Origin of the sequence: Hoeflea sp. AS60 (genome assembly GCF_038900115.1) — a bacterium.
Lineage (GTDB): Bacteria > Pseudomonadota > Alphaproteobacteria > Rhizobiales > Rhizobiaceae > Hoeflea.
Genome location: NZ_JBBMQP010000002.1, coordinates 704,065 through 724,343 on the forward strand (window position 1 = coordinate 704,065; position 20,279 = coordinate 724,343).

Annotated in this window: 25 protein-coding genes; 15 read left to right on the top strand and 10 right to left on the bottom strand. The window is 60.3% G+C overall.

Annotation, left to right across the window (positions count from 1 at the left end; genetic code table 11):
- Positions 1–41: 41 nt before the first annotated feature.
- A complete protein-coding gene (locus WNZ14_RS13670; RefSeq protein WP_342869195.1) occupies positions 42–746 on the top strand; it encodes a YafY family protein in 705 nt (234 codons plus the stop codon).
- Between the two features lie 174 nt (positions 747–920).
- On the opposite strand, the gene WNZ14_RS13675 is transcribed toward WNZ14_RS13670, so the two are convergent.
- Both WNZ14_RS13675 and WNZ14_RS13680 read right to left on the bottom strand, forming a co-directional pair.
- A complete protein-coding gene (locus WNZ14_RS13675; RefSeq protein WP_342869196.1) occupies positions 921–1,046 on the bottom strand; it encodes a hypothetical protein in 126 nt (41 codons plus the stop codon).
- Between the two features lie 121 nt (positions 1,047–1,167).
- Positions 1,168–2,079 carry a transglutaminase family protein gene (locus WNZ14_RS13680; protein WP_342869197.1) on the bottom strand — a complete coding sequence of 304 codons (912 nt, stop codon included), beginning with the start codon at positions 2,077–2,079 and terminating at the stop codon, positions 1,168–1,170.
- 380 nt (positions 2,080–2,459) lie between these two features.
- On the opposite strand from WNZ14_RS13680, the gene WNZ14_RS13685 reads away from it, so the two are divergent.
- The 10 genes from WNZ14_RS13685 (at position 2,460) to WNZ14_RS13730 (ending at position 8,167) form a co-directional block, all read left to right on the top strand.
- Positions 2,460–2,672, top strand: coding sequence for a hypothetical protein (locus tag WNZ14_RS13685; protein ID WP_342869198.1), 213 nt, complete (start codon positions 2,460–2,462; stop codon positions 2,670–2,672).
- A gap of 118 nt (positions 2,673–2,790) precedes the next feature.
- On the top strand, positions 2,791–2,931 hold the full coding sequence (locus tag WNZ14_RS13690; RefSeq protein WP_342869199.1) for a hypothetical protein: 141 nt from the start codon (positions 2,791–2,793) through the stop codon (positions 2,929–2,931).
- Between the two features lie 34 nt (positions 2,932–2,965).
- Positions 2,966–3,226, top strand: a complete 261-nt coding sequence (locus WNZ14_RS13695; protein WP_342869200.1) for a DUF1488 family protein — start codon at positions 2,966–2,968, stop codon at positions 3,224–3,226.
- Between the two features lie 141 nt (positions 3,227–3,367).
- On the top strand, positions 3,368–3,865 hold the full coding sequence (gene coaD / locus WNZ14_RS13700) for a pantetheine-phosphate adenylyltransferase (RefSeq protein WP_342869201.1): 498 nt from the start codon (positions 3,368–3,370) through the stop codon (positions 3,863–3,865).
- 96 nt (positions 3,866–3,961) lie between these two features.
- Positions 3,962–4,528: a peptidylprolyl isomerase gene (locus tag WNZ14_RS13705; protein ID WP_342869202.1), complete on the top strand. Its 567-nt coding sequence runs from the start codon at positions 3,962–3,964 to the stop codon at positions 4,526–4,528.
- A gap of 36 nt (positions 4,529–4,564) precedes the next feature.
- Entirely contained in the window at positions 4,565–5,080 is a 516-nt protein-coding gene (locus tag WNZ14_RS13710) for a peptidylprolyl isomerase (protein WP_342869203.1), read from the top strand.
- Between the two features lie 71 nt (positions 5,081–5,151).
- On the top strand, positions 5,152–6,234 hold the full coding sequence (gene queA, locus WNZ14_RS13715; RefSeq protein WP_342869204.1) for a tRNA preQ1(34) S-adenosylmethionine ribosyltransferase-isomerase QueA: 1,083 nt from the start codon (positions 5,152–5,154) through the stop codon (positions 6,232–6,234).
- Positions 6,231–6,830, top strand: coding sequence for a histidine phosphatase family protein (locus tag WNZ14_RS13720; RefSeq protein WP_342869205.1), 600 nt, complete (start codon positions 6,231–6,233; stop codon positions 6,828–6,830). The genes queA and WNZ14_RS13720 overlap by 4 nt, the downstream gene beginning before the upstream one ends.
- Positions 6,827–7,960 (top strand): tRNA guanosine(34) transglycosylase Tgt, encoded by a 1,134-nt coding sequence (gene tgt / locus WNZ14_RS13725; RefSeq protein WP_342869206.1) that lies wholly within the window; start codon positions 6,827–6,829, stop codon positions 7,958–7,960. Before WNZ14_RS13720 ends, tgt begins: the two co-directional genes overlap by 4 nt.
- 15 nt (positions 7,961–7,975) lie before the next feature.
- On the top strand, positions 7,976–8,167 hold the full coding sequence (locus WNZ14_RS13730; RefSeq protein ID WP_342869207.1) for a hypothetical protein: 192 nt from the start codon (positions 7,976–7,978) through the stop codon (positions 8,165–8,167).
- Between the two features lie 208 nt (positions 8,168–8,375).
- Here WNZ14_RS13730 and WNZ14_RS13735 read toward each other — a convergent pair whose 3' ends face one another.
- The 8 genes from WNZ14_RS13735 to WNZ14_RS13770 form a co-directional block, all read right to left on the bottom strand.
- Positions 8,376–8,696 carry a hypothetical protein gene (locus WNZ14_RS13735; RefSeq protein WP_342869208.1) on the bottom strand — a complete coding sequence of 107 codons (321 nt, stop codon included), beginning with the start codon at positions 8,694–8,696 and terminating at the stop codon, positions 8,376–8,378.
- Between the two features lie 312 nt (positions 8,697–9,008).
- Positions 9,009–9,554 (bottom strand): YaeQ family protein, encoded by a 546-nt coding sequence (locus WNZ14_RS13740; RefSeq protein WP_342869209.1) that lies wholly within the window; start codon positions 9,552–9,554, stop codon positions 9,009–9,011.
- A 1,005-nt stretch (positions 9,555–10,559) separates the two neighbouring features.
- Positions 10,560–11,042 carry a transcription elongation factor GreA gene (greA, locus tag WNZ14_RS13745; protein WP_342869210.1) on the bottom strand — a complete coding sequence of 161 codons (483 nt, stop codon included), beginning with the start codon at positions 11,040–11,042 and terminating at the stop codon, positions 10,560–10,562.
- A 195-nt stretch (positions 11,043–11,237) separates the two neighbouring features.
- On the bottom strand, positions 11,238–11,672 hold the full coding sequence (locus WNZ14_RS13750; protein WP_342869211.1) for a DUF4864 domain-containing protein: 435 nt from the start codon (positions 11,670–11,672) through the stop codon (positions 11,238–11,240).
- Positions 11,673–11,841: 169 nt separating this feature from the next.
- The gene (locus WNZ14_RS13755) at positions 11,842–12,879 is read right to left on the bottom strand and encodes a zinc-binding dehydrogenase (protein WP_342869212.1); all 1,038 of its coding nucleotides are present in this window, start codon (positions 12,877–12,879) and stop codon (positions 11,842–11,844) included.
- A gap of 25 nt (positions 12,880–12,904) precedes the next feature.
- Positions 12,905–13,870 carry an NADPH:quinone oxidoreductase family protein gene (locus WNZ14_RS13760; protein WP_342869213.1) on the bottom strand — a complete coding sequence of 322 codons (966 nt, stop codon included), beginning with the start codon at positions 13,868–13,870 and terminating at the stop codon, positions 12,905–12,907.
- A gap of 6 nt (positions 13,871–13,876) precedes the next feature.
- Positions 13,877–15,121 (bottom strand): acyl-CoA dehydrogenase family protein, encoded by a 1,245-nt coding sequence (locus tag WNZ14_RS13765; protein ID WP_342869214.1) that lies wholly within the window; start codon positions 15,119–15,121, stop codon positions 13,877–13,879.
- A 52-nt stretch (positions 15,122–15,173) separates the two neighbouring features.
- Positions 15,174–15,833 (bottom strand): TetR/AcrR family transcriptional regulator, encoded by a 660-nt coding sequence (locus tag WNZ14_RS13770; RefSeq protein WP_342869215.1) that lies wholly within the window; start codon positions 15,831–15,833, stop codon positions 15,174–15,176.
- 188 nt (positions 15,834–16,021) lie between these two features.
- On the opposite strand from WNZ14_RS13770, the gene WNZ14_RS13775 reads away from it, so the two are divergent.
- The 4 genes from WNZ14_RS13775 to WNZ14_RS13790 all read left to right on the top strand — a co-directional run bounded on the left by WNZ14_RS13775 (position 16,022) and on the right by WNZ14_RS13790 (position 20,265).
- A complete protein-coding gene (locus tag WNZ14_RS13775) occupies positions 16,022–16,855 on the top strand; it encodes an SDR family oxidoreductase (RefSeq protein WP_342869216.1) in 834 nt (277 codons plus the stop codon).
- A gap of 1 nt (position 16,856) precedes the next feature.
- On the top strand, positions 16,857–17,882 hold the full coding sequence (locus WNZ14_RS13780; protein ID WP_342869217.1) for a phosphotransferase family protein: 1,026 nt from the start codon (positions 16,857–16,859) through the stop codon (positions 17,880–17,882).
- Positions 17,883–17,885: 3 nt separating this feature from the next.
- Positions 17,886–18,662, top strand: coding sequence for an SDR family NAD(P)-dependent oxidoreductase (locus WNZ14_RS13785; RefSeq protein WP_342869218.1), 777 nt, complete (start codon positions 17,886–17,888; stop codon positions 18,660–18,662).
- A 103-nt stretch (positions 18,663–18,765) separates the two neighbouring features.
- Positions 18,766–20,265: a CoA-acylating methylmalonate-semialdehyde dehydrogenase gene (locus WNZ14_RS13790; protein ID WP_342869219.1), complete on the top strand. Its 1,500-nt coding sequence runs from the start codon at positions 18,766–18,768 to the stop codon at positions 20,263–20,265.
- The last annotated feature ends 14 nt before the right edge of the window (positions 20,266–20,279 follow it).

Sequence of the window (20,279 nt, forward strand, 5' to 3'; positions counted from 1 at the left end):
GCTACACTCGGCAATCGCCATTCCGCACACGGAGCCAAAGCTTGTCCCGCGCCGCCCGTCTTCTCGATCTTTTGCAGGCCTTCCGGCGCTACAAGCGGCCGGTCAGCGGGGCGTCGTTGGCTGAAGAGCTCGGCGTATCGCTCAGGACCATATATCGCGACATCGAAACCCTGAAATCACAGGGGGCGGCGATTGACGGGGAGGCGGGGGTTGGGTTTGTGCTCAAGCCCGGCTTCATGCTGCCGCCGCTGATGTTTTCGGAAGACGAGATTGAGGCGCTGGTGCTCGGCTCGCGCTGGGTGGCCGAGCGGGCCGACCTGCCGCTCGGTCAGGCGGCGCGCAGCGCGCTGGTCAAGATTGCCGCCGTGCTGCCCGATGATCTGAGGGCCGGCCTGGACGATTCCACCTTGCTGATCGGCCCGGGCGCGCCGCTTGCCGCCGGCGAGAGCGAACTGCCGCTGATCCGCGATGCGATCCGCAAGCAGCGAAAAATCAGCATTTCCTATGCCGACGTCAATGGCGTCTGCAGTGAGCGTGTGATCTGGCCGATCGCGTTGGCCTTCTTCGACAAGGCCAGAATGGTGGTGTCCTGGTGCGAATTGCGCAATGATTTCCGTCATTTTCGGGCCGACAGGATTATCAGCCTGTCCGTCTCGAGCAACGGCTATCCGCAACGGCGCGCCGCTTTGATGAAACAGTGGCAGGCCAAGGAGGGGATCCATCTTCGCTCGCGGCTGGGCGACTGAAGCGGGGCAGCATCATCATTCCTTCCTGTCGGCTGATCCCGATGGCCACCGGGTGCGTGTGGTCGCCAGCTGCACCGCCTCACGGCTTTGCGCCAGGCAACAATAAGCCCGGTCTGCGCTTGGTGTCGCGGACCGGGCCAGAATGACTGGGAGGATGGTGTTTGTCTTTGCCGCTTAGCGGTTTTGGGGCCAGACCGGATCTGCGTCGCGTCCGGGTATCTCCTGTCTCAGGGCTCCGAAAATCAGGCCGCTGAAAAGTGCAACGATCATAAGGGCAAGCAAGGCGAGAGCTGTTGTCATCACGGTGTCCTTTCGTCGCACCAATCTTTGATGCAGACACCATGACAAAGTCTGAATGAACTCAACCTGAATGCGAATATGCTTTACGTTTGCTTTCAAAAGCGCAGCAATGCGGCGACCGTCAGAACAGGTGAACCGCGCCGGGAACCGCCAGGCCGAAATCCGGGCCGCTCTCGCGCGGGGCGGGCAGCGTGCCAAGCAGCGCCATCGCATCCTGGTCGCTGGTGCCTTGTGCAAGCTCTGTGGTCCAGACCCGGAAACTCGACAGCGTGTAGGCACCGAAAGAGGTGATCATCGCCACATCGGAGGCGTCGCAGCCGCGCACCATCAGGATCCGTCCAATACGCGGGACATTGTAGCGCGCGTCGACTGTGTGCCAGCTGCCGCCAAGAAACACCTCAAACCAGGCGCAGAAATCGTCAAAACCCGTGTCGGGGACGCCGATGTCGCCCAGATAACCGCTGGCGTAGCGGGCAGGGATGTTCATTGCCCGGCACAGGCTGACGCCGAGATGGGCAAAGTCGCGGCAGACGCCGGATTTCTCTTCCAGCACGTCGCGCGCGGTCTTGTCGGGCCGGCCGAACTTGTAGCCGAAGGTCACGTGATTATGAACGAAGTTGCAGATCGCCTGCACCCGCGGCCAGCCCTCCTGCGTCGTGCCGAACTGGGCCCAGGCAAAATTGCCCAAGCTGTCGGAATCGCAATAGCGGCTGGCGCCGAGGAAATCGAGCGTGTCGCTCGGCAGATCCTCGATCCGGTGTTGAATGGCAAATGTCGGCAGGATGTCCGGCACGCCGCTGACTTCGGCGACGCAGTCGGACCAGAACGTGGTTCTGCCGGTGTCGGCGACAGCGCGCGAGATGCGGTTGCCATACTGGTCCACATAGACCGCGATTGGTGTCATACTGGTCGTGCGCACATAGTCCGCCCCGATCAGCCGTCCGTTGAATTCCGTGTGTGTCGACAGGGCCAGCAACATCGGCACCGGCGCCGGGCAATCAACCATTATCTCAAAACCAAACCTGATCAGCATGTGGACACCTTGTTAAATGTAAGTCTGAAACGTCTTGAAAGTCGCTTGGTTCCCGAGCCAGAGCTATTTGTACGCGACCGCCCTGTGCGCCCCCGAACCGGTTGAAAGCATTATGGCACGGCTTTCGAGACTTGGCGTTGTTCTTTTTCGCACATGCACAATCGAAAACTCCTGCGGCTGCAGTTCTGGGGTGCGTCTGGCAAGTTTCGCCTTTGATAAACCGCAATAGGGGCGTATGGATTAAGCGTAATAATTCAAGCGCCCCCGTGGGATCGTTAAGAGCTGGCTCACGGCCACATTGCTTGTATCTCGACAAAGAATTGGAAAATACCGCTCCGTGCGCTGCTGCGCCGGGCGAAGACAGTATTGGAATGGACGAAATGGCCAAAAATGTATTCACCAAGGGACAGCAGGTCTCGCTTCAGTCACGTGTTGGACTGTCGCCCCGGACTCCGATGGAATTTACCGTGCTGATGCGGCTGCCTGACAATCAGGGCAAGGCGCAGTACCGGATCCGCAACGACGAGCAGGGTCATGAGCGCGTGGAGCAGGGCAGCAACCTTGAACTGGTTGAGGCCGTCAGCAGCGTCTAGCACGAATTGGTGCGGCTCGCCGCAGCGCCGGAAGTATCCCAACGAGCATAAATCGCGTGAAACCTCTGAATATGGCCAATCCCGGTCAAGCAGATGAAACGCCTGAACAGGACGAACCATGGCCAAGGGTCAAATGAAGAAGAGCAAGGAAATCCGTAAACCGAAGAAGGACAAGGTGGCCGCCAAGGCTGCTCCGACTCTCGGTTCGGCGGTCAAGCAGCTCGATACAAACCCGTTCCAGAAAAAAGCCAAGAAGTGAGCACCGCTTCACGGTCCTCGACGAGGGCTGCGCAATGATTGGTTTTCCCAATGAAATGCGCAGTTTTGACGAAGATGCGGGAATTTTCCGCTTCTCGGGCTATGACGGCGTGATGGAAGTTCGCTTCATGCTCGAAGCGCCAGCACTTGAGCGGCTTGCCGGGCTGACGCGTTCGCCCGATACCGATTATCTCGCAGCCTTTGACGGCCGCCGGGCACAGATCGAAACAGCCGCCATCCGGTCCTACAAGAAGAACCGCAAGAACCTTATCCGGCTGTCGAGCGAAGACTTCTGAGAATACGGTTTGAGCTTCAGGCCGGCTCTTCAATGAGCCGGCAGCCGGTTCACTTTCCGCCTGCCACCCTTTGAAGATGTCAATCATCACTTGATGCGTCCCGTCGGTCATGACAAAAGGCCTCGCAAAGAGGGTTTTGCCATGCGCATCGCATTTTATCCCGGTTCTTTCGATCCCATGACCAATGGTCATGTTCATGTGCTGGAACAATCACTGGCGCTGTGTGACCAGCTGGTTGTGGGCATCGGCGTACATCCGGGCAAGACGCCGATGTTTTCGTTTGACGAGCGGTCCGGAATGATCGCGGAGGTGGTCAAGGCCGAGTTTCCGCAGCGCTCGGGCGACGTGACAGTCGTTTCGTTCCAGGGACTTGTGGTTGAAGCCGCGAAAGACGCTGGCGCGACCGTGCTGGTTCGCGGGCTTCGCGACGGCACCGATCTCGACTACGAAATGCAGATGGCGGGGATGAACCGGGCCATGGCGCCGGGCATTACAACCGTGTTTGCGCCGGCCTATCCTGAATCCCGCCACATCACCGCCACGCTTGTCAGGCAGATCGCCAAGATGGGCGGCGATATCATGCCGTTCGTTCCGGTTGTCGTGCAAAAAGCCCTCGCTGCACGCCTGTCGGGCGCCTAACAGCTTCCGCCGTGGCGTTGCCAAGCCCGCGGCGGTGTGTCAAACGATTGCCGCCGGGGCCTTTGAGCCGCCGGCGCCGCACTTTCTGGAGCCATCATGCGTTCTTCACGTCTGCTAATCGCTGCGACCCTGGCCTTGGGCCTGGTCTCGACATCCTTTGCCGCTGCCGCGGAAATGCTGACCATCAAGCTCAAATCGGGCGATGTGGTCATCGAACTCGCTGACGATGTGGCGCCTCAGCACGCCGCACGCCTCAAGGCGCTCGCCGATGCCGGCGAATATGACAATGTCGCCTTTCACCGGGTGATCGAGGGCTTCATGGCCCAGACCGGCGATGTTGAATTCGGTGACATGGAAAATGGCTTTGTGCCTCAGCGCGCCGGCACCGGCGGTTCCTCGGAGCCCGATCTGGCAGCCGAATTTTCCGACAGGCCGTTCGAGCGCGGCACGGTCGGCATGGCCCGTTCGCAGAACCCGAACTCGGCCAATTCGCAATTTTTCATCATGTTTGCCCCTGCATCCCACCTCAACGGCCAATACACGGTCGTCGGCAAGGTGGTCAAAGGCATGGAGCTTGTCGATCAGATCAAGCGCGGCAGTGCCAGCGACAATGGTTCGGTCGACAACCCCGACCGCATGATCTCGGTCCGCTCCGGCGGCTAATCAAATACGCATATCAATCAAAACAGGAGAGACCCCATGGCGGAGATCAAAGATCCCGAAAACACACTCATCATGGAAACCACCAAGGGACAGGTGACCATTGAACTGCTGCCCGATCTGGCCCCCGGCCACGTGGCACGGATCAAGGAACTGGCCCGCGAAGGCGCCTATGATGGCGTGGTGTTTCACCGCGTGATCGAGGGCTTCATGGCCCAGACCGGCGACGTCAAGTTCGGCAAGTCGGATGGCAAGGATTTCAACCCGGGCCGTGCCGGCATGGGTGGTTCGGACAAGCCGGACCTGAAGGCCGAGTTTTCCAACATGAACCACGCCCGCGGCACCTGCTCGATGGCACGTTCGCAGGATCCGAACTCCGCCAACTCGCAGTTCTTCATCTGCTTTGACGATGCGGGCTTCCTCAACCGCCAGTACACGGTCTGGGGCCAGGTGATGTCCGGCATGGACAATGTCGACAAGATCAAGCGCGGCGAGCCCGTTTCCGATCCCGACAAGATCGTCTCGATCAAGGTCGCGGCTGACGTCAAGGCTTAAGCAGTTTCTACGCGCGGGATCGGAGGCTTTCGGGCTTCCAGTCCCGCGCGTTTTTATTTGGGGCACGGCAGGTGCGGGTAGACCTTTTTGATTTCGAGCTTCCCGACGAGCGCATCGCGCTCCGGCCGGCGAACCCGCGCGACAGTGCCCGGCTGTTGCGGGTTGACGCGGATGGAAGCCTCACGGATCTCTCGGTCGGAGATCTCGCCCAACTGCTCGAACCCGGTGATGCGCTGGTGTTCAACGACACCAAGGTCATCCCGGCACAGCTTGAAGGCTTTCGCACCCGTGGCGAAAACCAGCAACGCATTTCCGCCACCCTGCATATGCGCTCTGGCCCCGATCGCTGGAAAGCCTTTGTCCGTCCTGGCAAGCGGATCAAGCAGGGCGACCGGCTGTCCTTCGGCGGCGACGGCTCTGTCTGCCTTACGGGCGTGCTCGATGCCACCGCCGGTGATCGGGGCGAGGGTGGCGAACTCGAGCTGATCTTCGATCTCTCCGGCCCGGCGCTTGACGAGGCGATCATGGCCACCGGCCATATTCCGTTGCCGCCCTACATTGCCTCCAAGCGCGGCGAGGACGATCAGGACCGCAAGGATTACCAGACAATCTACGCTCGCGAGGATGGCGCAGTTGCAGCCCCCACGGCGGGCCTGCATTTCACCGATGCGCTGTTTGCCAAACTTGATGCGCGCGGCATCTCCCGGCATTTCGTCACATTGCATGTTGGCGCCGGCACCTTCCTGCCGGTCAAGGTCGATGACACGACCGAGCACCTGATGCATTCGGAAATCGGCCATGTCAGCGCCGAAACTGCTGCAGCACTCAACGCTGTTCACGCGCGTGGCGGCCGCATCGTATCGGTCGGTACCACCTCATTGAGGCTTCTGGAAAGTGCGGCGAGCGAAGACGGCACGGTTCGTGAATGGTCAGGGCCGACCGACATCTTCATCACGCCCGGCTACAGTTTTCGCGCCGTCGACGTGCTGATGACCAATTTCCACCTGCCGCGCTCGACACTGTTCATGCTGGTCTCGGCCTTTTCGGGCTTTGAGACCATGCACAAGGCCTACCGCCATGCCATCGACGACAAGTACCGTTTCTATTCCTATGGCGATTCCAGCCTGCTTTATCGTCAAAGCTCTGCCCCATGAACGTGCGCTATCTCACCCATCCGCAGGTCTTGATCGATCCTGAGGTGCCGGTAGAACGCTGGGGTCTCAATGATGTTGGGCGCGCCCGCGTCACCGCCATCGTTGTAGATGGTGCTTTGCGCGAGACACGCTCAATTGTCTCGAGCGCCGAGACCAAGGCGATAGAGACTGCGCAACCGATCGCCGATGCACTGGGCATCCAGCTGATCACGCGCGAAAAGATGGGTGAGAATGACCGCACGGCCACCGGCTTTCTGCCGCCGGAGGAATTCGAGCTGGTGGCTGATCAGTTCTTCGCGACGCCGGATCTGTCGGTTCGCGGCTGGGAGCGGGCGGTGGATGCGCAGGCGCGCATAGTGGCCGAGACGTTGGAAGTGCTCAAACAGGCGCCCGAGGGTGACGTGCTGCTCGTCGGCCACGGCGCCGTCGGCACGCTGCTGATGTGCCACATCGCTGGCTGGGCACTCGACCGAAGCCGCGACCAGCCCGGCGGTGGCGGCAATGTCTTTTCTTTCGAGCGGCAAACGCTCATGCTCGGCCATGGCTGGCAGCCGATGGAAACCCTGAATGATCCGCAACGGGCGCATGTGACATGACCAACACCTTCCAGTTCAAGCTCATGGCCACCGACGGCAAGGCCCGGCGCGGCGAGATTTCAATGCCGCGGGGCGCGATCCGCACGCCGGCCTTCATGCCGGTCGGCACCGGCGGCACGGTCAAGGCCATGTATATGGATCAGGTCCGTGATCTCGGCGCCGACATCATCCTGGGCAACACCTATCACCTGATGTTGCGCCCCGGCGCCGAACGCGTCGCCCGGCTTGGCGGTTTGCACCATTTTGCCCGCTGGGAGCGCCCGATCCTGACCGATTCCGGCGGCTTCCAGGTGATGTCGCTGTCGGCCCTGCGCAAGATCACCGAGCATGGCGTGACCTTCCAGTCGCATATCGATGGCTCGCGCCACGAGATGAGCCCGGAGCGCTCTATCGAGATCCAGGGCCTGCTCGGCTCGGATATCCAGATGCAGCTGGATGAATGCGTGCGGCTGCCCGCAACCGAGGTCGAGATCGAGCGCGCGATGGAAATGTCGCTGCGTTGGGCGGAGCGCTGCCGCGTCGCATTCGGCGACCAGCCAGGAAAGGCGATGTTCGGCATCGTCCAGGGTGGTGATGTGCCGAAACTCCGCGAGCGGTCAGCTCAAGGTCTCGCAGGCCTTGATCTCAAGGGCTATGCGGTTGGTGGCCTGGCAGTCGGAGAGCCGCAGGACGTCATGCTCGACATGCTAGATGTCACCTGTCCGCTGTTGCCCGCGAACAAGCCGCGCTACCTGATGGGCGTGGGCACCCCCGATGATATCTTGAAATCCGTCGGCCGCGGCATCGACATGTTCGATTGCGTGATGCCGACCCGCGCCGGCCGCCATGGTCTGGCATTCACCCGCCACGGCAAGATAAACATCAAGAACGCCCGCCACGCCGAGGACCACCGTCCGCTCGACGAGGAAAGTTCCTGCCCCGCCGCGCGCGACTATTCCCGCGCCTATCTGCACCATCTGGTCCGCTCCAACGAAATCCTCGGCATGATGCTGATCACCTGGAACAATCTGAGCTACTATCAGGATCTGATGGCCGGGATCCGCGCCGCGATCGAAGCTCAGCGGTTCGAGGCGTTCTCGGAGGAGACGCAGGTGCGCTGGGCCGCGGGCGACATCGCACCGCTGGGGTAGGGAGCAGGGAACCCCATGAAGCTGTTTGCCATCCTTCTGGCGCTCGTGAGCCTCGCCGGGCTGATCTTTGGCTGGTGGGGGCTTGAGACAGTCTCCGGCAGGCGTCAGTTTGACGAGATGGCAGGTATTATCCCGCTCGTTACCGGCATCGTATCCCTCATCCTGCTGGTCGTTGCGGCCGTTCTCTATTATGTCGCAAGCCGGTAAGGCCACGCCACGTTGCCCGCCGCTTACATACTCCCGTCATCCCGGCCTTGAGCCAGACAAGCAAAGCGACGACAAAGCCTCCGGTATTCAGAGGCGAGCGTCAGCGAGCCGGAAGACTGTTTGCTGGATGTGTCGAAGGGTCTCCCACCACACGGATGCGCGGTGGCTGGCCCCCGGCTCAATGCCGGGGTGACGGAGTGCAAAAACCTCAGCCGGCGTCGAGCGTCTTCTCGCAGTGCGACGGGCCACCCTTGGGATCAACGTGATCGGTAATGGCGCGGATCGACTTGATGGAATAGTCCTTGTTGACGGAGAGTTCGACCACGCAGCGCTTGCCGCCCGAATAGCCGCCACGCCAGGTGTACTGTGTGCCGCCATTGTCGGAAATCGGAGGTCCGTAGGCCGCAAAGAACGCGCCCGCCGACTTGCCGTTCCAGCGCGCCTGCAGCGGGTTGGAGGCAATGGATGCGGTGGTACAGGCCGAAAGCGCGCCGGCACTGACTGCGAGGATTGCAAGCCGGAATTTCATGGTCGACATTTCCTTGGACTTTCTCTGATGGGGCACTGCGACAAACGCCGCGCTTTCTCATAGCGGATTCGTGGGGAAGGGAAAATGGGGGCGGGCCACAAGCTTCCCTGATCCAAACCGCGAGGTGGAGCATTTCATGGTTTTGGGTGGTGCCCCCAAACCAGGAAAGCTGCATACGGCCGAGGCCGCCGTTCACGGATGCTCCCGACGCTGCCGCGCAGCTTCTCAAGTGCGGACAGTGGTGAGCAACACCTGATAATGATGGACACTACCGAGCCACTTAAGCTCATTTTTGCGTTAGAAATCCATGCGTTATGCGGCAGTCTTCCATTTTAACGGGGTCACGTAAACGATGCTGTCACCAACACTGACCATGACATCGCCGTCCTGAATATTTACCTGGATCTTCATCGCGCGGCTTGCCAGATTTGCCAGTTCACCCGTGTCTTTCTCGGAAAAATTGATCACTTGGAGATTATCAAAACGGGAGGTGCTGCTTTTGATCTTGTCCCACCACATCTCGGCGGTCCTGCCGCCGTAAGGGTAGACCATGACCTTGCCGGCTTTGCCACAGGATTGGCGCATCACTTTTTCGCTGGGAAGCCCAAGGGCCACCCACACATCAAGTTCGCCGCTGAGGCTTTTCTGCCAAATGTCCGGCTCGTCATCCGTTGAAAGGCCCTTTGTCATTTCCAGATGCTCATGGGCATTCAGCGCAAAAGCTAGAATACGCACCATCAACCGCTCATCCGTCTCCGAGGGGTGTTTGGCAACGGTCAGTTTATGGGTGTCATAATAGTGACGATCCATGTCGGAGACTGAAAGTTCGACCTTATAGATGGAGGCATTTTGCGCCATGACATGTCCCAAAATTCAAAGATCAGGATGCTTACTGCGTCCGATGACATTGTGAAAGCAGATAAAGGGGCCGCGAACTGATCTCCCAGATCATCAAGCGATCCGGCATGGCCAAGGGGTTTGAAGTGGAATGGCAACTGAGGCCACATGGCCGCATTAATCGGTGCAAAAAATGATCGGCCTTGCAGCCCCAAAGCCCGAGAGCTGATTGCATATGGCGGTCCTATGGAATTGAGGGGGACGGTCCCTGCATGCACATCGACCTTCTCTCTTGCAAAATCTATGACTTAGCTGACGCTAAGATCATGATTTTGCTTTCTCCCTCACAAGCGTGGAAAAGGAGACCGCACGCCCCGCCACGAAAATTTCCACCCCAAATTTTCCCCACCTCCCTCGGCTATGTCACACTTGCCGTGCTCCCGCTGACGGATGGACCCGCGAACGTGTCGGTCCAGGCGTGAGGAAGGCCTTTCGGGTTGTGTCGTAACGTGCGGCAAAACTTGGGAGGAGGCGGTAACCAGCGTGGCTCCGTCGGCGGACCTCGGCTCCTCACGGATGATAAGGTTCAGTCGGCCACCGGAACGACCTCGGATCTCGGCCTTCGCGCCAATGCGGGATCAGGATTTGACAGCGGACCGGGCCTGTGGCGGTTCAAACCCCTTTGCCGGGGTTTGCAACCGTGCCGGAAACCACGCGCAAGACTTCCACTGCTGCTCCACGTCCGGGGCGGCAGTCCGGGGAAACCCGGACAGGCTCGCGTCGGGTGAAAGCCCTCAAGTGGGTCAAGCGAAGTGGAGATCGCCTGTCGGATGCGGACTTCATCCGGCGATAATCGGGCCGCGCGCGGGTTGCGCCACCCCATACCTTACCATTTCCAGAGGCAATGCCCGCGTGCGGCTCTCCGGAATGCTTGTGCTCACACCCCGGCGATTTTTCGCGCGGGATTGCCTTTGCATGGCAGCGGCGAAATTGCGTCGGGCAAATGCGGTCGCGCAGGCCACCGCCTTAGGCGATCGAAATGACTTCCAGATCCTGTTCATTGACCTCGACCACATCGCCGACCGCCTTGCCCATCAGCGCGCGGGCGACCGGGGAGGCGAACGAGATAGACCCGGATTTCGGGTCGGCTTCGTCCTCGCCGACAATGCGGTAGGTCTGCGGCGGGTTATCGTCGCGGGTGTAGGTGACGGTCGAGCCAAAGGCGATGATTTCATGGGAGACCGGGTCGGGGATCATTTCGGCCGAGTGCACACGCTCTGCAAAATAGCGCGCGTCGCGCAAGGGATTTGCCTGCTGCCGGCGCTTCTCGTTGACGTCCTCGATCTCGTTTGCAGCATCATAAGCCGCGCGCGCCGCATCCAGGTTTGCCTGCAGCTGCTTCAACCCGGTGAGCGTCACCAGATTGGGATGCTCGGAAATCGGCCGGTCGGGCAGCAGGGTTTCGGCTGCGGTTTCGGAGCTTTCTTCCTTGGTGAAGGCGACACTCATTGTACTTCTCCCTTCGCGAGCTCGTCGCGCGCAAAAGAAATTGCTTCGCACGCGGACAGTATCGAGCATAGTTTGAAACCGGTCAGGATCGCAATATCGATCCAGGCACGGTCAACGCAGCCGCCACTGCTTGGTTCCGGGCAGCCCGAAACAAGAAGGCCTGTGGCACATCAGACGACGTGGCCACTGCGTGGCTCAGGTCTGGGGAGCGCCGGCCTTGATCATCTGGACGCCATTGATCTTGAAGCTGCCGTCGGGCTGGCGTTCGAGCGAATAGAGCGCTGTCCAGTCCTGACCATCGGGGCCCTGGATGATGACTTCCTGGACGATGCCCGCGCCATCGCCCGCGACCTTCACGCGTCCGAAGGCAAAGTTGCCCGGACGATAGACCGGCTGGTAGCCGCGCTTGACCATCTCGAAAAACCGGTTCTGATCGGGATAGATCTGCTTGATCGAGGGCGCGGCAAAGGAATAGGCGGTTGCCATGTCGTCGCTGAGAAACGCGTTGATCTGGCTTTCGATAACCAGGCGCGCCGCTGCCTTGTCGTCGGCTTGGGCGGGCGCCAGCGCCAGGAGCAGGGCTGCGAGTGATGCTGCCAGGAATGCTGTGAACTGGAAAATTCGTGTCATGACCGTACCTCCGTTGTCTTGAAGATAGGACGGAGAACAGGAATGGAAAGTTTCACGTCGTCCCGGCAAACACTTGCGGCTCATCCAGTGCATGAAGAGTGCGGGAATATCGAATCATATCATTAGGATAGAATAATATTTGCATGTGTCGGATCAAGGCTGCGCTGGGTCAGGGTACGATCATCACCTTGCCGTCACCGAGCTTCAGGGCGTCGGGCAGATCGCGAATCACGTCGGCTAGCTTCACCTTCGCCACCACTTCGGTGCTCCAGGCGCCAGAGATGAAACGGTTCTGCACAGCGCGCAGTGTCTTCAGCTTTGTCAGAATCGACGCCTTGCGGAACCAGTTCATCAGCCAATAGCCTTCGATTGTCTTGCCCATGAAGATGAACTGACCCGCCTCCTTCAGCACCGGCGCCTCGGTGTCGAGCTTGCCGTAAATGATCCAGCGGGCACGGGCAGGCATGGCCGTGAAGACATCCGTCGCCAGCTGACCGGCGACCGCATCAAGCAGGATCCGCGGCTTTTCGGATTTCATCAGGGCAGCCAGTTTCGAGGCAAAGTCCGGATCGGTTTCGACCAGCACATGCTTGGCGCCAAGTTCGCTCAAATGCGCCGCCTGGCTTTGCTTGCGGATGACTGCGATCATCGCATAGCCATTGTCACGCGCCAGTCCCGCCATCAGCTTGCCGAGCTGGGAGAAGGCCGCGGTGAAGACGAAGCTCTTCGCGCCCGAGCCCTTGACGATGTCGAACATGGTCCAGGCCGTCACCGGGTTGACCACGTGACCAGCCGCATCCTCGTCGCGCATCGCCGGTTTGACCACCACGCACATGGCGGCCTCGACGACGATGTAATCGGCCCAGGCTCCGGAGCCGTTGACGCCACCGACAAAGGCCACCCGCTTGCCCTTGAGATAGCGTGCATAAATCCCCTTGCCGTCTACGACGTCGCCAACGCCCTCGAACCCCGCAGCCGCGCCCTTGATCCGCGGCTGTCCGTATTCGCCCTTGATGAAATAGAGATCCGACGGATTGATCGAGGCCATGCGCACTTTGATCAGCACCTGGCCCGGCCCGGGCTTTGGCACGGGCAGGGAGCCATACTCCAGATAAGGCTCCAGCGTCTCGATGGCAGCCCCCGTGCGGGTGTTGCCAAAGCCGTGCCCCTTGAGGATCAGGGCGTTCATGCTGGAGGGCAGGGTCATTGTCGGTTCCTCGCAGGATCAAGGCTTAGGGAGTGAGGATCGTCTTGCCGATGGCACCACGATCGAGAATGCGCTGAACCGCCGAAGCGGCCTCCGACAGCGGACGGCTTTCATCGATGTGCGTCTTGATCCGGCCCTCGGAGTGCCAGCCGAACAGTTCGCGATTGTTTGCGGCGTAGACGTCCGGCTCCTTGGCAACAAACGCGCCCCAGAACACGCCAACCAGCGAATATTCCTTGAGCAGAACCAGATTGACCGGCAGCTTCGGGATTTCGCCGGAGGCGAAGCCCACGACGAGCAGACGGCCATTGCGGGCCATGGCGCGGGCGGCGACGTCAAATGCAGCTCCGCCGACCGGATCAAACGCCACATCAACGCCGCGCGGGGCATGCTGCTTGAGGGCGTCGCGCAATCCGTCATAGGGCAGGGCGATATCGGCGCCTGCTTCGAGGCAAGCCTTCTGCTTCTCTTCGCTCGATGCCACGGCAATGACGCGGGCGCCCATGGCCTTGCCGATCGAAATCGCTGCGAGCCCTGTCGATCCGGCAGCACCCAGCACCAGCAGGTTTTCGCCCGCCTGCAGATTGGCCCGCTGTTTCAGCGCATGATGCGAGGTTCCCCAGGCGCACATCAGCGCGCAGGCGTCGGCGAAATCCATCGAAGCCGGAATCGGGAACACCTTGTTACCCGGCGCCAGCACCTTTTCGGCGTAGCTGCCGTTGCTCAGCATCACCACGACCCGGTCACCGGGCTTGACGTGGGTGACGTTCGCGCCGACCGCATCGACCATGCCGGCGGCCTCCATGCCCGGGACAAACGGCGTCTCGGGCTTCATCTGATAGAGGCCCTGGACCAGCAGGCCATCGGGATAATTCACCCCGATGGCTTCGGCCTTGACCACAACTTCGTCAGGGCCGGGAGAGGGATCAGGCAGATCCCGGTACTCGAGATTTGCGACCGGGCCGTATTCGGAACAGACAATTGCCTTCATGATCGATCAGACCTTTTCCTGCGTGTAGCGCTTGAGTTCGGTGCGGGCCACTTGACGGCGGTGGACGGCATCGGGGCCATCGGCCAGCCTGAGCGTGCGCAGATGGGTCCAGCTGCGCGCCAGTGGCGTGTCCTGGGAAATGCCCTGCGCGCCAAACATCTGAACGGCTTCATCTGTCACCTTGAGCGCCACGCGCGGTGCGACCACCTTGATCTGGCTGATCCAGGGGGCTGCAGCACGGCCATCGCCCTGATCCATCATCCAGGCAGCCTTCAGGCACAGAAGCCGCGCCTGTTCGATTTCCATGCGGCATTCGGCGATGATGTCGTAATTGGCGCCGAGCTGGGCCAGTTTCTTGCCGAAGGCTTCGCGTTCGAGTGAGCGCTTGCACATCAGTTCCAGCGCCATTTCCGATTGTCCGATCGCCCGCATGCAATGGTGAATGCGGCCAGGTCCAAGCCGGCCCTGGGCGATCTCGAAACCCTTGCCTTCGCCAACAAGAAGATTGCCGGCCGGAACCCGGACATTGGTGAAGCGCATATGGAAGTGGCCATGCGGCGCGTCGTCCTGACCGTAGACCTGCATCGGGCGCAGCTTTTCGATGCCTGCGGTGCCGGCCGGCACCAGGATCATCGAGTGGCGCGCGTGCTTGGGGGTGTTCTCGTCGCCGGTGCGGACCATGACGATGTAGATCTTGCACCGCGGATCGCCGGCGCCCGAAGCCCACCATTTTTCGCCGTTGAGCACATATTCATCGCCATCACGAACGCAGGACATTGAAACATTGGTGGCATCGGATGACGCAACGTCAGGCTCGGTCATCAGGTAAGCGGAGCGGATTTCACCATTAAGCAGCGGCTCAAGCCACTGCTTCTTGTGTTCAGCGGTGGAATAGCGGTCGAGCACTTCCATGTTGCCGGTGTCGGGCGCCGAGCAGTTGAAGGTTTCAGCACCGAGATGCGCTTTACCCATCTCTTCAGCGAGATAGGCGTATTCGACCGTCGTCAGTCCATCCTTGGCCTGGGTGTGCCACAGGTTCCACAGACCGCGCTCCTTTGCCTTCGCCTTCAGTCCTTCGAGGATCTCGGTCTGGCGCGGCGTGTAGCTCCAGCGGTCTCCTTGGGACCCGACTTCGGTGAGGAACTCCTCATCCAGCGGCATGATCTCGTTGCGAACCATGTCGCGCACGGCTTCGAGAATGGGTTGCAGATGCTTGGTCACACCAAGATCCATCGGCTTTGCTTCGGTCATCGGGTTGCTCCTCCAAATGTTCGATCGGATAAATATTCGTTCAATTCTTAACTCAGGGCATCTTGCCCGTGTAACCCAGAAGCCGGATCGCATAGAGCACACACTCATCAGCGACCGCTTCAATCTCTTTTTCTGACTGACCACTTCGCGGTGTGAACCAGACGATCGGTCCGTTTATGCACATGAAGACGGAGTTCAGTGCGATCTTGATACTCTGGAACCGGATGTCGCCGTCGGCCATGGCATCCTCGAGTACTTTGGCGAAGTGCTCGGAGTAGGCGTCACGCAACTCGGCCAGTTGACGCAGTTCCGCGTGTTCGTTGGCGGGCATGGTTCCGTGACGCAGCATATCGACGCCCTGACCGACGACATTCTGGAAAGCCTTGGTCCGGATGACGCAGAGAACATGCGCCTTGAGCACGGCTTTCAAGCGGTTGATGGCGGGCATTTCAAGCTCGAGAAGCGGCTCTACGGCTTGAAAATTCATCATCATGCCGGCGCGGTAAACGTCGAGGAACAGCTCCGCCTTGGACGCATAATGATGATAGATCCGCCCCTTGGTCGAGGATATGCGGGCCGCGACCTCATCAAGGCTGGTGGCTGCAAAGCCGCGCGATTCGAAACAAAGGGCCGCCCCCTCCATGATCTCCATGCGGGAAAGGTCGGTGTCACTCTGACGCCGGTATTTGGTCGATCGCGCCGCGGTCGCCATCCCTGATCCTGCCCCTCGTGAAGCCGCCCGGCACTCGTGCCGACGGGTAAAAACTATATTTTCAAACTGTCTTGCAGTTGGCGAGAACTTGAACATACTATGGAGTATGTTGTCAATCGACGCGACAGCGCTATTGTCAGGAAACAATGCAAAGGCGAGCACGCCGGAATAATGCGGGGGGAGAAATCATGAGTGAAACGAGCGACAGTTATCTTGGCAGCCTGTTTGGCGTGAAGGGAAAAATCGCGCTGGTCACAGGCGGTGCAACCGGGATCGGCCGGATGATCGCGACAGGTCTGGTTCAGGCCGGCGCGCGCGTTTTGATCGCGTCCCGCAAGGGTGAGGACTGCGTCAGGGTTGCCTCTGAAATCAATGCTTTGGGAGCTTCAGGATCGGCTGAAGGATTTGCCGGCGACGTTGGCACCGCCGATGGCGTGGCGGCACTAGTCGAGGAGATCAAGGCGCGCACGGACAAGCTCCACATTCTGGTCAACAATGCCGGCGTGTCCTGGGGCGCTCCCTATGAAGAATTCCCGCATGCGGCCTGGGCCAAGGTGATGTCGGTCAACGTGGCGGGCCTGTTCACGCTCACCCGAGACCTGACGCCGTTGCTGGTCAATGCCGCCAGCGATACTGATCCGGCGCGCGTCATCAATCTCGGGTCGGTGATGGGAACGCAGCCGGCTGCTGACGGGGCTTATTCCTATTCCGCGTCGAAGGCTGCGGTGCATCACCTCACCAGAATCCTGGCTGAAGAGCTCGCTGCAAAGCGGATCACAGTCAATGCTTTCGCACCCGGGCCGTTTCAGAGCCGGATGACGGCATTTGCCACCGCCAAGGAAGAGCAGGTCGAAAAGGTCGGTGCCGGAGTGCCGCTCGGACGTATCGGTGGACCCGACGATGTTGCAGGAGCCACACTCTACCTTTGCAGCCGCGCGGGCGCCTATATCACCGGCGCTATTCTTCCCATCGACGGCGGGCTCTCGGTGCAGCATGATATCCGCCTGTTCAAGGACGCATGATATGGACGCTGAACCCTTTGACATGGAAGCGCTCGCAGACGAACTGCACGAACTCGTGCCCGGGTTTTCCGGACTGCACGCGATCGAGAAGTTCAACACCGGGCAATCCAACCCCACTTACCGGGTGGAGGCTGACAGCGGAAAATATGTGCTGCGCGCCAAACCACCGGGAACGCTTCTGAAATCAGCGCATCAGGTCGACCGTGAATATCGGGTGATGAAGGCGCTGGCCGAAAACAACGTGCCGGTGCCGAAAGTCTACGGACTGTCTGAAGAGGACAGCGCCATTGGACGGATGTATTTCGTCATGGAAATGGTCGAGGGCCGAATTTTCTGGGACCCGGCGCTGCCGGAAGTGGGCAAGGACGAGCGGGCCGCGATCTATGACGGCATGAACGATGTTCTGGCGCGGCTTCATAGCGTCGACCCCGAAGCTGCCGGACTGGCCGATTATGGCCGTCCGGGCAATTATTTCGCCCGACAGATCCGGCGCTGGAGCGAGCAATACATCGCCAGCAAGACCGAAGAGCTGCCGGATATGGACCGGCTGATGGACTGGCTTTGGGAAAACCTGCCCGATGATGACGGGATCGTCTCGGTGGTGCATGGCGACTACCGGCTCGACAACATGATCTTTGCTCCGCATGGCGGCGAGGTTCTGGCCTTGATCGACTGGGAACTGTCGACGCTGGGGCACCCGATGGCGGATCTGTCCTACCAGTGCATGCAGTGGCGGTTGCCGCACAAAAGCGGCTTCCGGGGCCTGGGTGGTCTTGACCGGGCGGAGCTCGGCATCCCGACGGAAGCCGAATATGTGGCGCTCTACTCGGAACGAAGCGGGATCGCCGTCGACAACTGGACCTTCTGTCTCTCGTTTTCGTTCTTCCGCCTCGCGGCCATCCTGCAAGGCGTCTACAAGCGCTCGCTCGATGGCAACGCCTCCAATCCGGAGCGCGCCCGCGAAATTGGCAAGGCCGTGCCGCAACTGGCACAGATGGCAAACGACATCATGTCCGGAAAGGCTTGAGTGATGGCAGATTTTTCAGGACAGGTTGTCATTCTGACCGGTGCGACCGGCGGCTTTGGCAAGGCAGCAGCACAGTATTTCTCGAAGGCCGGCGCCGGTCTGGTGCTTAGTGATTTTGGCTCAGACCGGCTGGACGCGTTGGTGCACGAGCTTGGCGGCAAGACCGTGGCGGTCAGCGGGGACATTTCTGACCCTGAGCTGTCCGAGCAGCTGGTCAAAAAGGCGATGGACGAATTCGGGCGGCTGGATATTGCCGTCAACAATGCCGGTATCGTGCATGACATGATGCCGTTGCCGAAGACGCCGGTCGATGTGGCGCGGAAAGTCATCGATGTCGACCTGATGGGTGTGTTCTACGCCATGCGGGCGCAGCTGCCGGTCATGGAAAAACGCTTCCGGGAGATTGGCGAAACCGGTGCGATCGTCAATGTGGCCTCGGTCGCAGGCGTGGTCGGCGCCCCCATGCTGTCGGTCTATGCGGCCGCAAAGCATGGTGTGGTTGGCCTGACCAAGTCGGCGGCGATCGAGTATGCGCGCCGGGGCATCCGGATCAACGCGCTGTGCCCTTCGTTTGCGCGGACACCGATGGCGACCGATTTTCTCGACAAGGCGGGTATCAACCGCGATGCAGCCGAAGCCGCCATGGTACAGGCAATCCCGATGCGCAGGCTGGCCGAGGTCGACGAGGTGATTGCCGGCCTGATCTATCTTGCTGATCCGGCATCGAGTTTCGTCACTGGCCAGACGTTGCAGGTCGATGGGGGACTGTCGGCAGCCTGACCGGACTACGGTTTGTGCACATCGGTTGGGCGCTCTGGCTGGTTGAACATCAAGATCAGTAGGCGCACAGTGCGGCCAACGTAATCATTCCGGAGACAGGTCCATGCAAGAACTCACCCATTTTATCGGCGGCCAGCACGTTAAGGGCAAATCGGGCCGGTTTGCCGACGTCATGAACCCGGCGACGGGCGAAGTTCAGGCGAAGGTGCCGCTGGCGTCAACCGAGGAAATGGCTGAAGCCGTTGCAATCGCCGCCAAGGCCCAGGTCGGCTGGGCTGCGACCAATCCGCAGAAGCGCGCACGCGTGCTGATGAAGTTCGTCGAGCTGCTGCACCGCGACATGGAGAAGCTCGCCGAAGCGCTGTCGCGCGAGCACGGCAAGACCATACCCGACGCAAAGGGCGACGTGATCCGTGGTCTGGAAGTGGCCGAATTCTGCTTTGGCGCTCCGCATCTCCTGAAGGGCGAATTCACCGAGGGTGCAGGTCCGGGCATCGACATGTACTCGCTGCGCCAGCCGCTGGGCGTGGTCGCAGGCATCACGCCGTTCAACTTCCCGGCGATGATCCCGATGTGGAAATTCTGCCCGGCGATCGCTGCAGGCAATGCGTTCATCCTGAAGCCATCCGAGCGTGATCCGTCGGTGCCGCTGATGCTGGCTGAACTGATGAGCGAAGCCGGCGCTCCGGACGGCATTCTCAATGTCGTCAATGGCGACAAGGGGGCGGTTGACGCGATCCTCGACCATCCGGAAATCATGGCCATCGGCTTTGTCGGCTCGACACCGATCGCTGAATACATCTATGCCCGCGGTTGCGCCAACGGCAAGCGAGTGCAGTGCTTTGGCGGTGCCAAGAACCACATGATCATCATGCCAGATGCAGACATGGACCAGGCCGTCGACGCGCTGATCGGTGCCGGTTACGGCGCTGCAGGCGAGCGCTGCATGGCGATTTCTGTTGCTGTTCCGGTGGGCGAAAAGACTGCCGATCTGCTGATCGAAAAGCTGGCGCCTCGCGTCGAAGCGTTGAAGATCGGACCTTATACAGGTGGTGATGATGTCGACTTCGGTCCGCTTGTCACCAAGGAGGCGCGTGATCGGGTTCTTGGTCTCGTCAATTCCGGCGTCGAGCAGGGCGCGAAGCTTGTGGTTGATGGCCGTGATTTCAAGCTGCAGGGCTATGAGAACGGCAACTTCATTGGTGGCTGCCTGTTCGACAATGTCACCCGCGACATGGACATCTACAAGCAGGAAATCTTCGGGCCGGTTCTATCCGTTGTCCGCGCTCCGACCTATGCCGAAGCGCTTCGCTACCCGATGGAACATGAATACGGCAACGGCACAGCGATCTACACCCGTGACGGCGACACCGCGCGTGATTTCGTCAGCCGGATCAACATCGGCATGGTCGGCGTCAATGTGCCGATCCCGGTGCCGCTCGCCTACCACACCTTCGGCGGCTGGAAGAAATCCGGCTTCGGCGATCTCAACCAGCATGGTCCGGATTCTTTCCGCTTCTACACCCGTACCAAGACCGTGACCGCGCGCTGGCCTTCGGGTATCAAGGAAGGCGCCGAGTTCTCCATCCCGACCATGGGGTGACGGCAGCCAGATAT

Coding starts and splice junctions, on each gene's coding strand:
- WNZ14_RS13675 (WP_342869196.1), bottom strand. CDS start 1,046: ATGACAACAGCTCTCGCCTTGCTTGCCCTTATGATCGTTGCACTTTTC.
- WNZ14_RS13680 (WP_342869197.1), bottom strand. CDS start 2,079: ATGCTGATCAGGTTTGGTTTTGAGATAATGGTTGATTGCCCGGCGCCG.
- WNZ14_RS13685 (WP_342869198.1), top strand. CDS start 2,460: ATGGCCAAAAATGTATTCACCAAGGGACAGCAGGTCTCGCTTCAGTCA.
- WNZ14_RS13690 (WP_342869199.1), top strand. CDS start 2,791: ATGGCCAAGGGTCAAATGAAGAAGAGCAAGGAAATCCGTAAACCGAAG.
- WNZ14_RS13695 (WP_342869200.1), top strand. CDS start 2,966: ATGATTGGTTTTCCCAATGAAATGCGCAGTTTTGACGAAGATGCGGGA.
- coaD (WP_342869201.1), top strand. CDS start 3,368: ATGCGCATCGCATTTTATCCCGGTTCTTTCGATCCCATGACCAATGGT.
- WNZ14_RS13705 (WP_342869202.1), top strand. CDS start 3,962: ATGCGTTCTTCACGTCTGCTAATCGCTGCGACCCTGGCCTTGGGCCTG.
- WNZ14_RS13710 (WP_342869203.1), top strand. CDS start 4,565: ATGGCGGAGATCAAAGATCCCGAAAACACACTCATCATGGAAACCACC.
- WNZ14_RS13720 (WP_342869205.1), top strand. CDS start 6,231: ATGAACGTGCGCTATCTCACCCATCCGCAGGTCTTGATCGATCCTGAG.
- tgt (WP_342869206.1), top strand. CDS start 6,827: ATGACCAACACCTTCCAGTTCAAGCTCATGGCCACCGACGGCAAGGCC.
- WNZ14_RS13730 (WP_342869207.1), top strand. CDS start 7,976: ATGAAGCTGTTTGCCATCCTTCTGGCGCTCGTGAGCCTCGCCGGGCTG.
- WNZ14_RS13735 (WP_342869208.1), bottom strand. CDS start 8,696: ATGAAATTCCGGCTTGCAATCCTCGCAGTCAGTGCCGGCGCGCTTTCG.
- WNZ14_RS13740 (WP_342869209.1), bottom strand. CDS start 9,554: ATGGCGCAAAATGCCTCCATCTATAAGGTCGAACTTTCAGTCTCCGAC.
- greA (WP_342869210.1), bottom strand. CDS start 11,042: ATGAGTGTCGCCTTCACCAAGGAAGAAAGCTCCGAAACCGCAGCCGAA.
- WNZ14_RS13750 (WP_342869211.1), bottom strand. CDS start 11,672: ATGACACGAATTTTCCAGTTCACAGCATTCCTGGCAGCATCACTCGCA.
- WNZ14_RS13755 (WP_342869212.1), bottom strand. CDS start 12,879: ATGACCCTGCCCTCCAGCATGAACGCCCTGATCCTCAAGGGGCACGGC.
- WNZ14_RS13760 (WP_342869213.1), bottom strand. CDS start 13,870: ATGAAGGCAATTGTCTGTTCCGAATACGGCCCGGTCGCAAATCTCGAG.
- WNZ14_RS13765 (WP_342869214.1), bottom strand. CDS start 15,121: ATGACCGAAGCAAAGCCGATGGATCTTGGTGTGACCAAGCATCTGCAA.
- WNZ14_RS13770 (WP_342869215.1), bottom strand. CDS start 15,833: ATGGCGACCGCGGCGCGATCGACCAAATACCGGCGTCAGAGTGACACC.
- WNZ14_RS13775 (WP_342869216.1), top strand. CDS start 16,022: ATGAGTGAAACGAGCGACAGTTATCTTGGCAGCCTGTTTGGCGTGAAG.
- WNZ14_RS13780 (WP_342869217.1), top strand. CDS start 16,857: ATGGACGCTGAACCCTTTGACATGGAAGCGCTCGCAGACGAACTGCAC.
- WNZ14_RS13785 (WP_342869218.1), top strand. CDS start 17,886: ATGGCAGATTTTTCAGGACAGGTTGTCATTCTGACCGGTGCGACCGGC.
- WNZ14_RS13790 (WP_342869219.1), top strand. CDS start 18,766: ATGCAAGAACTCACCCATTTTATCGGCGGCCAGCACGTTAAGGGCAAA.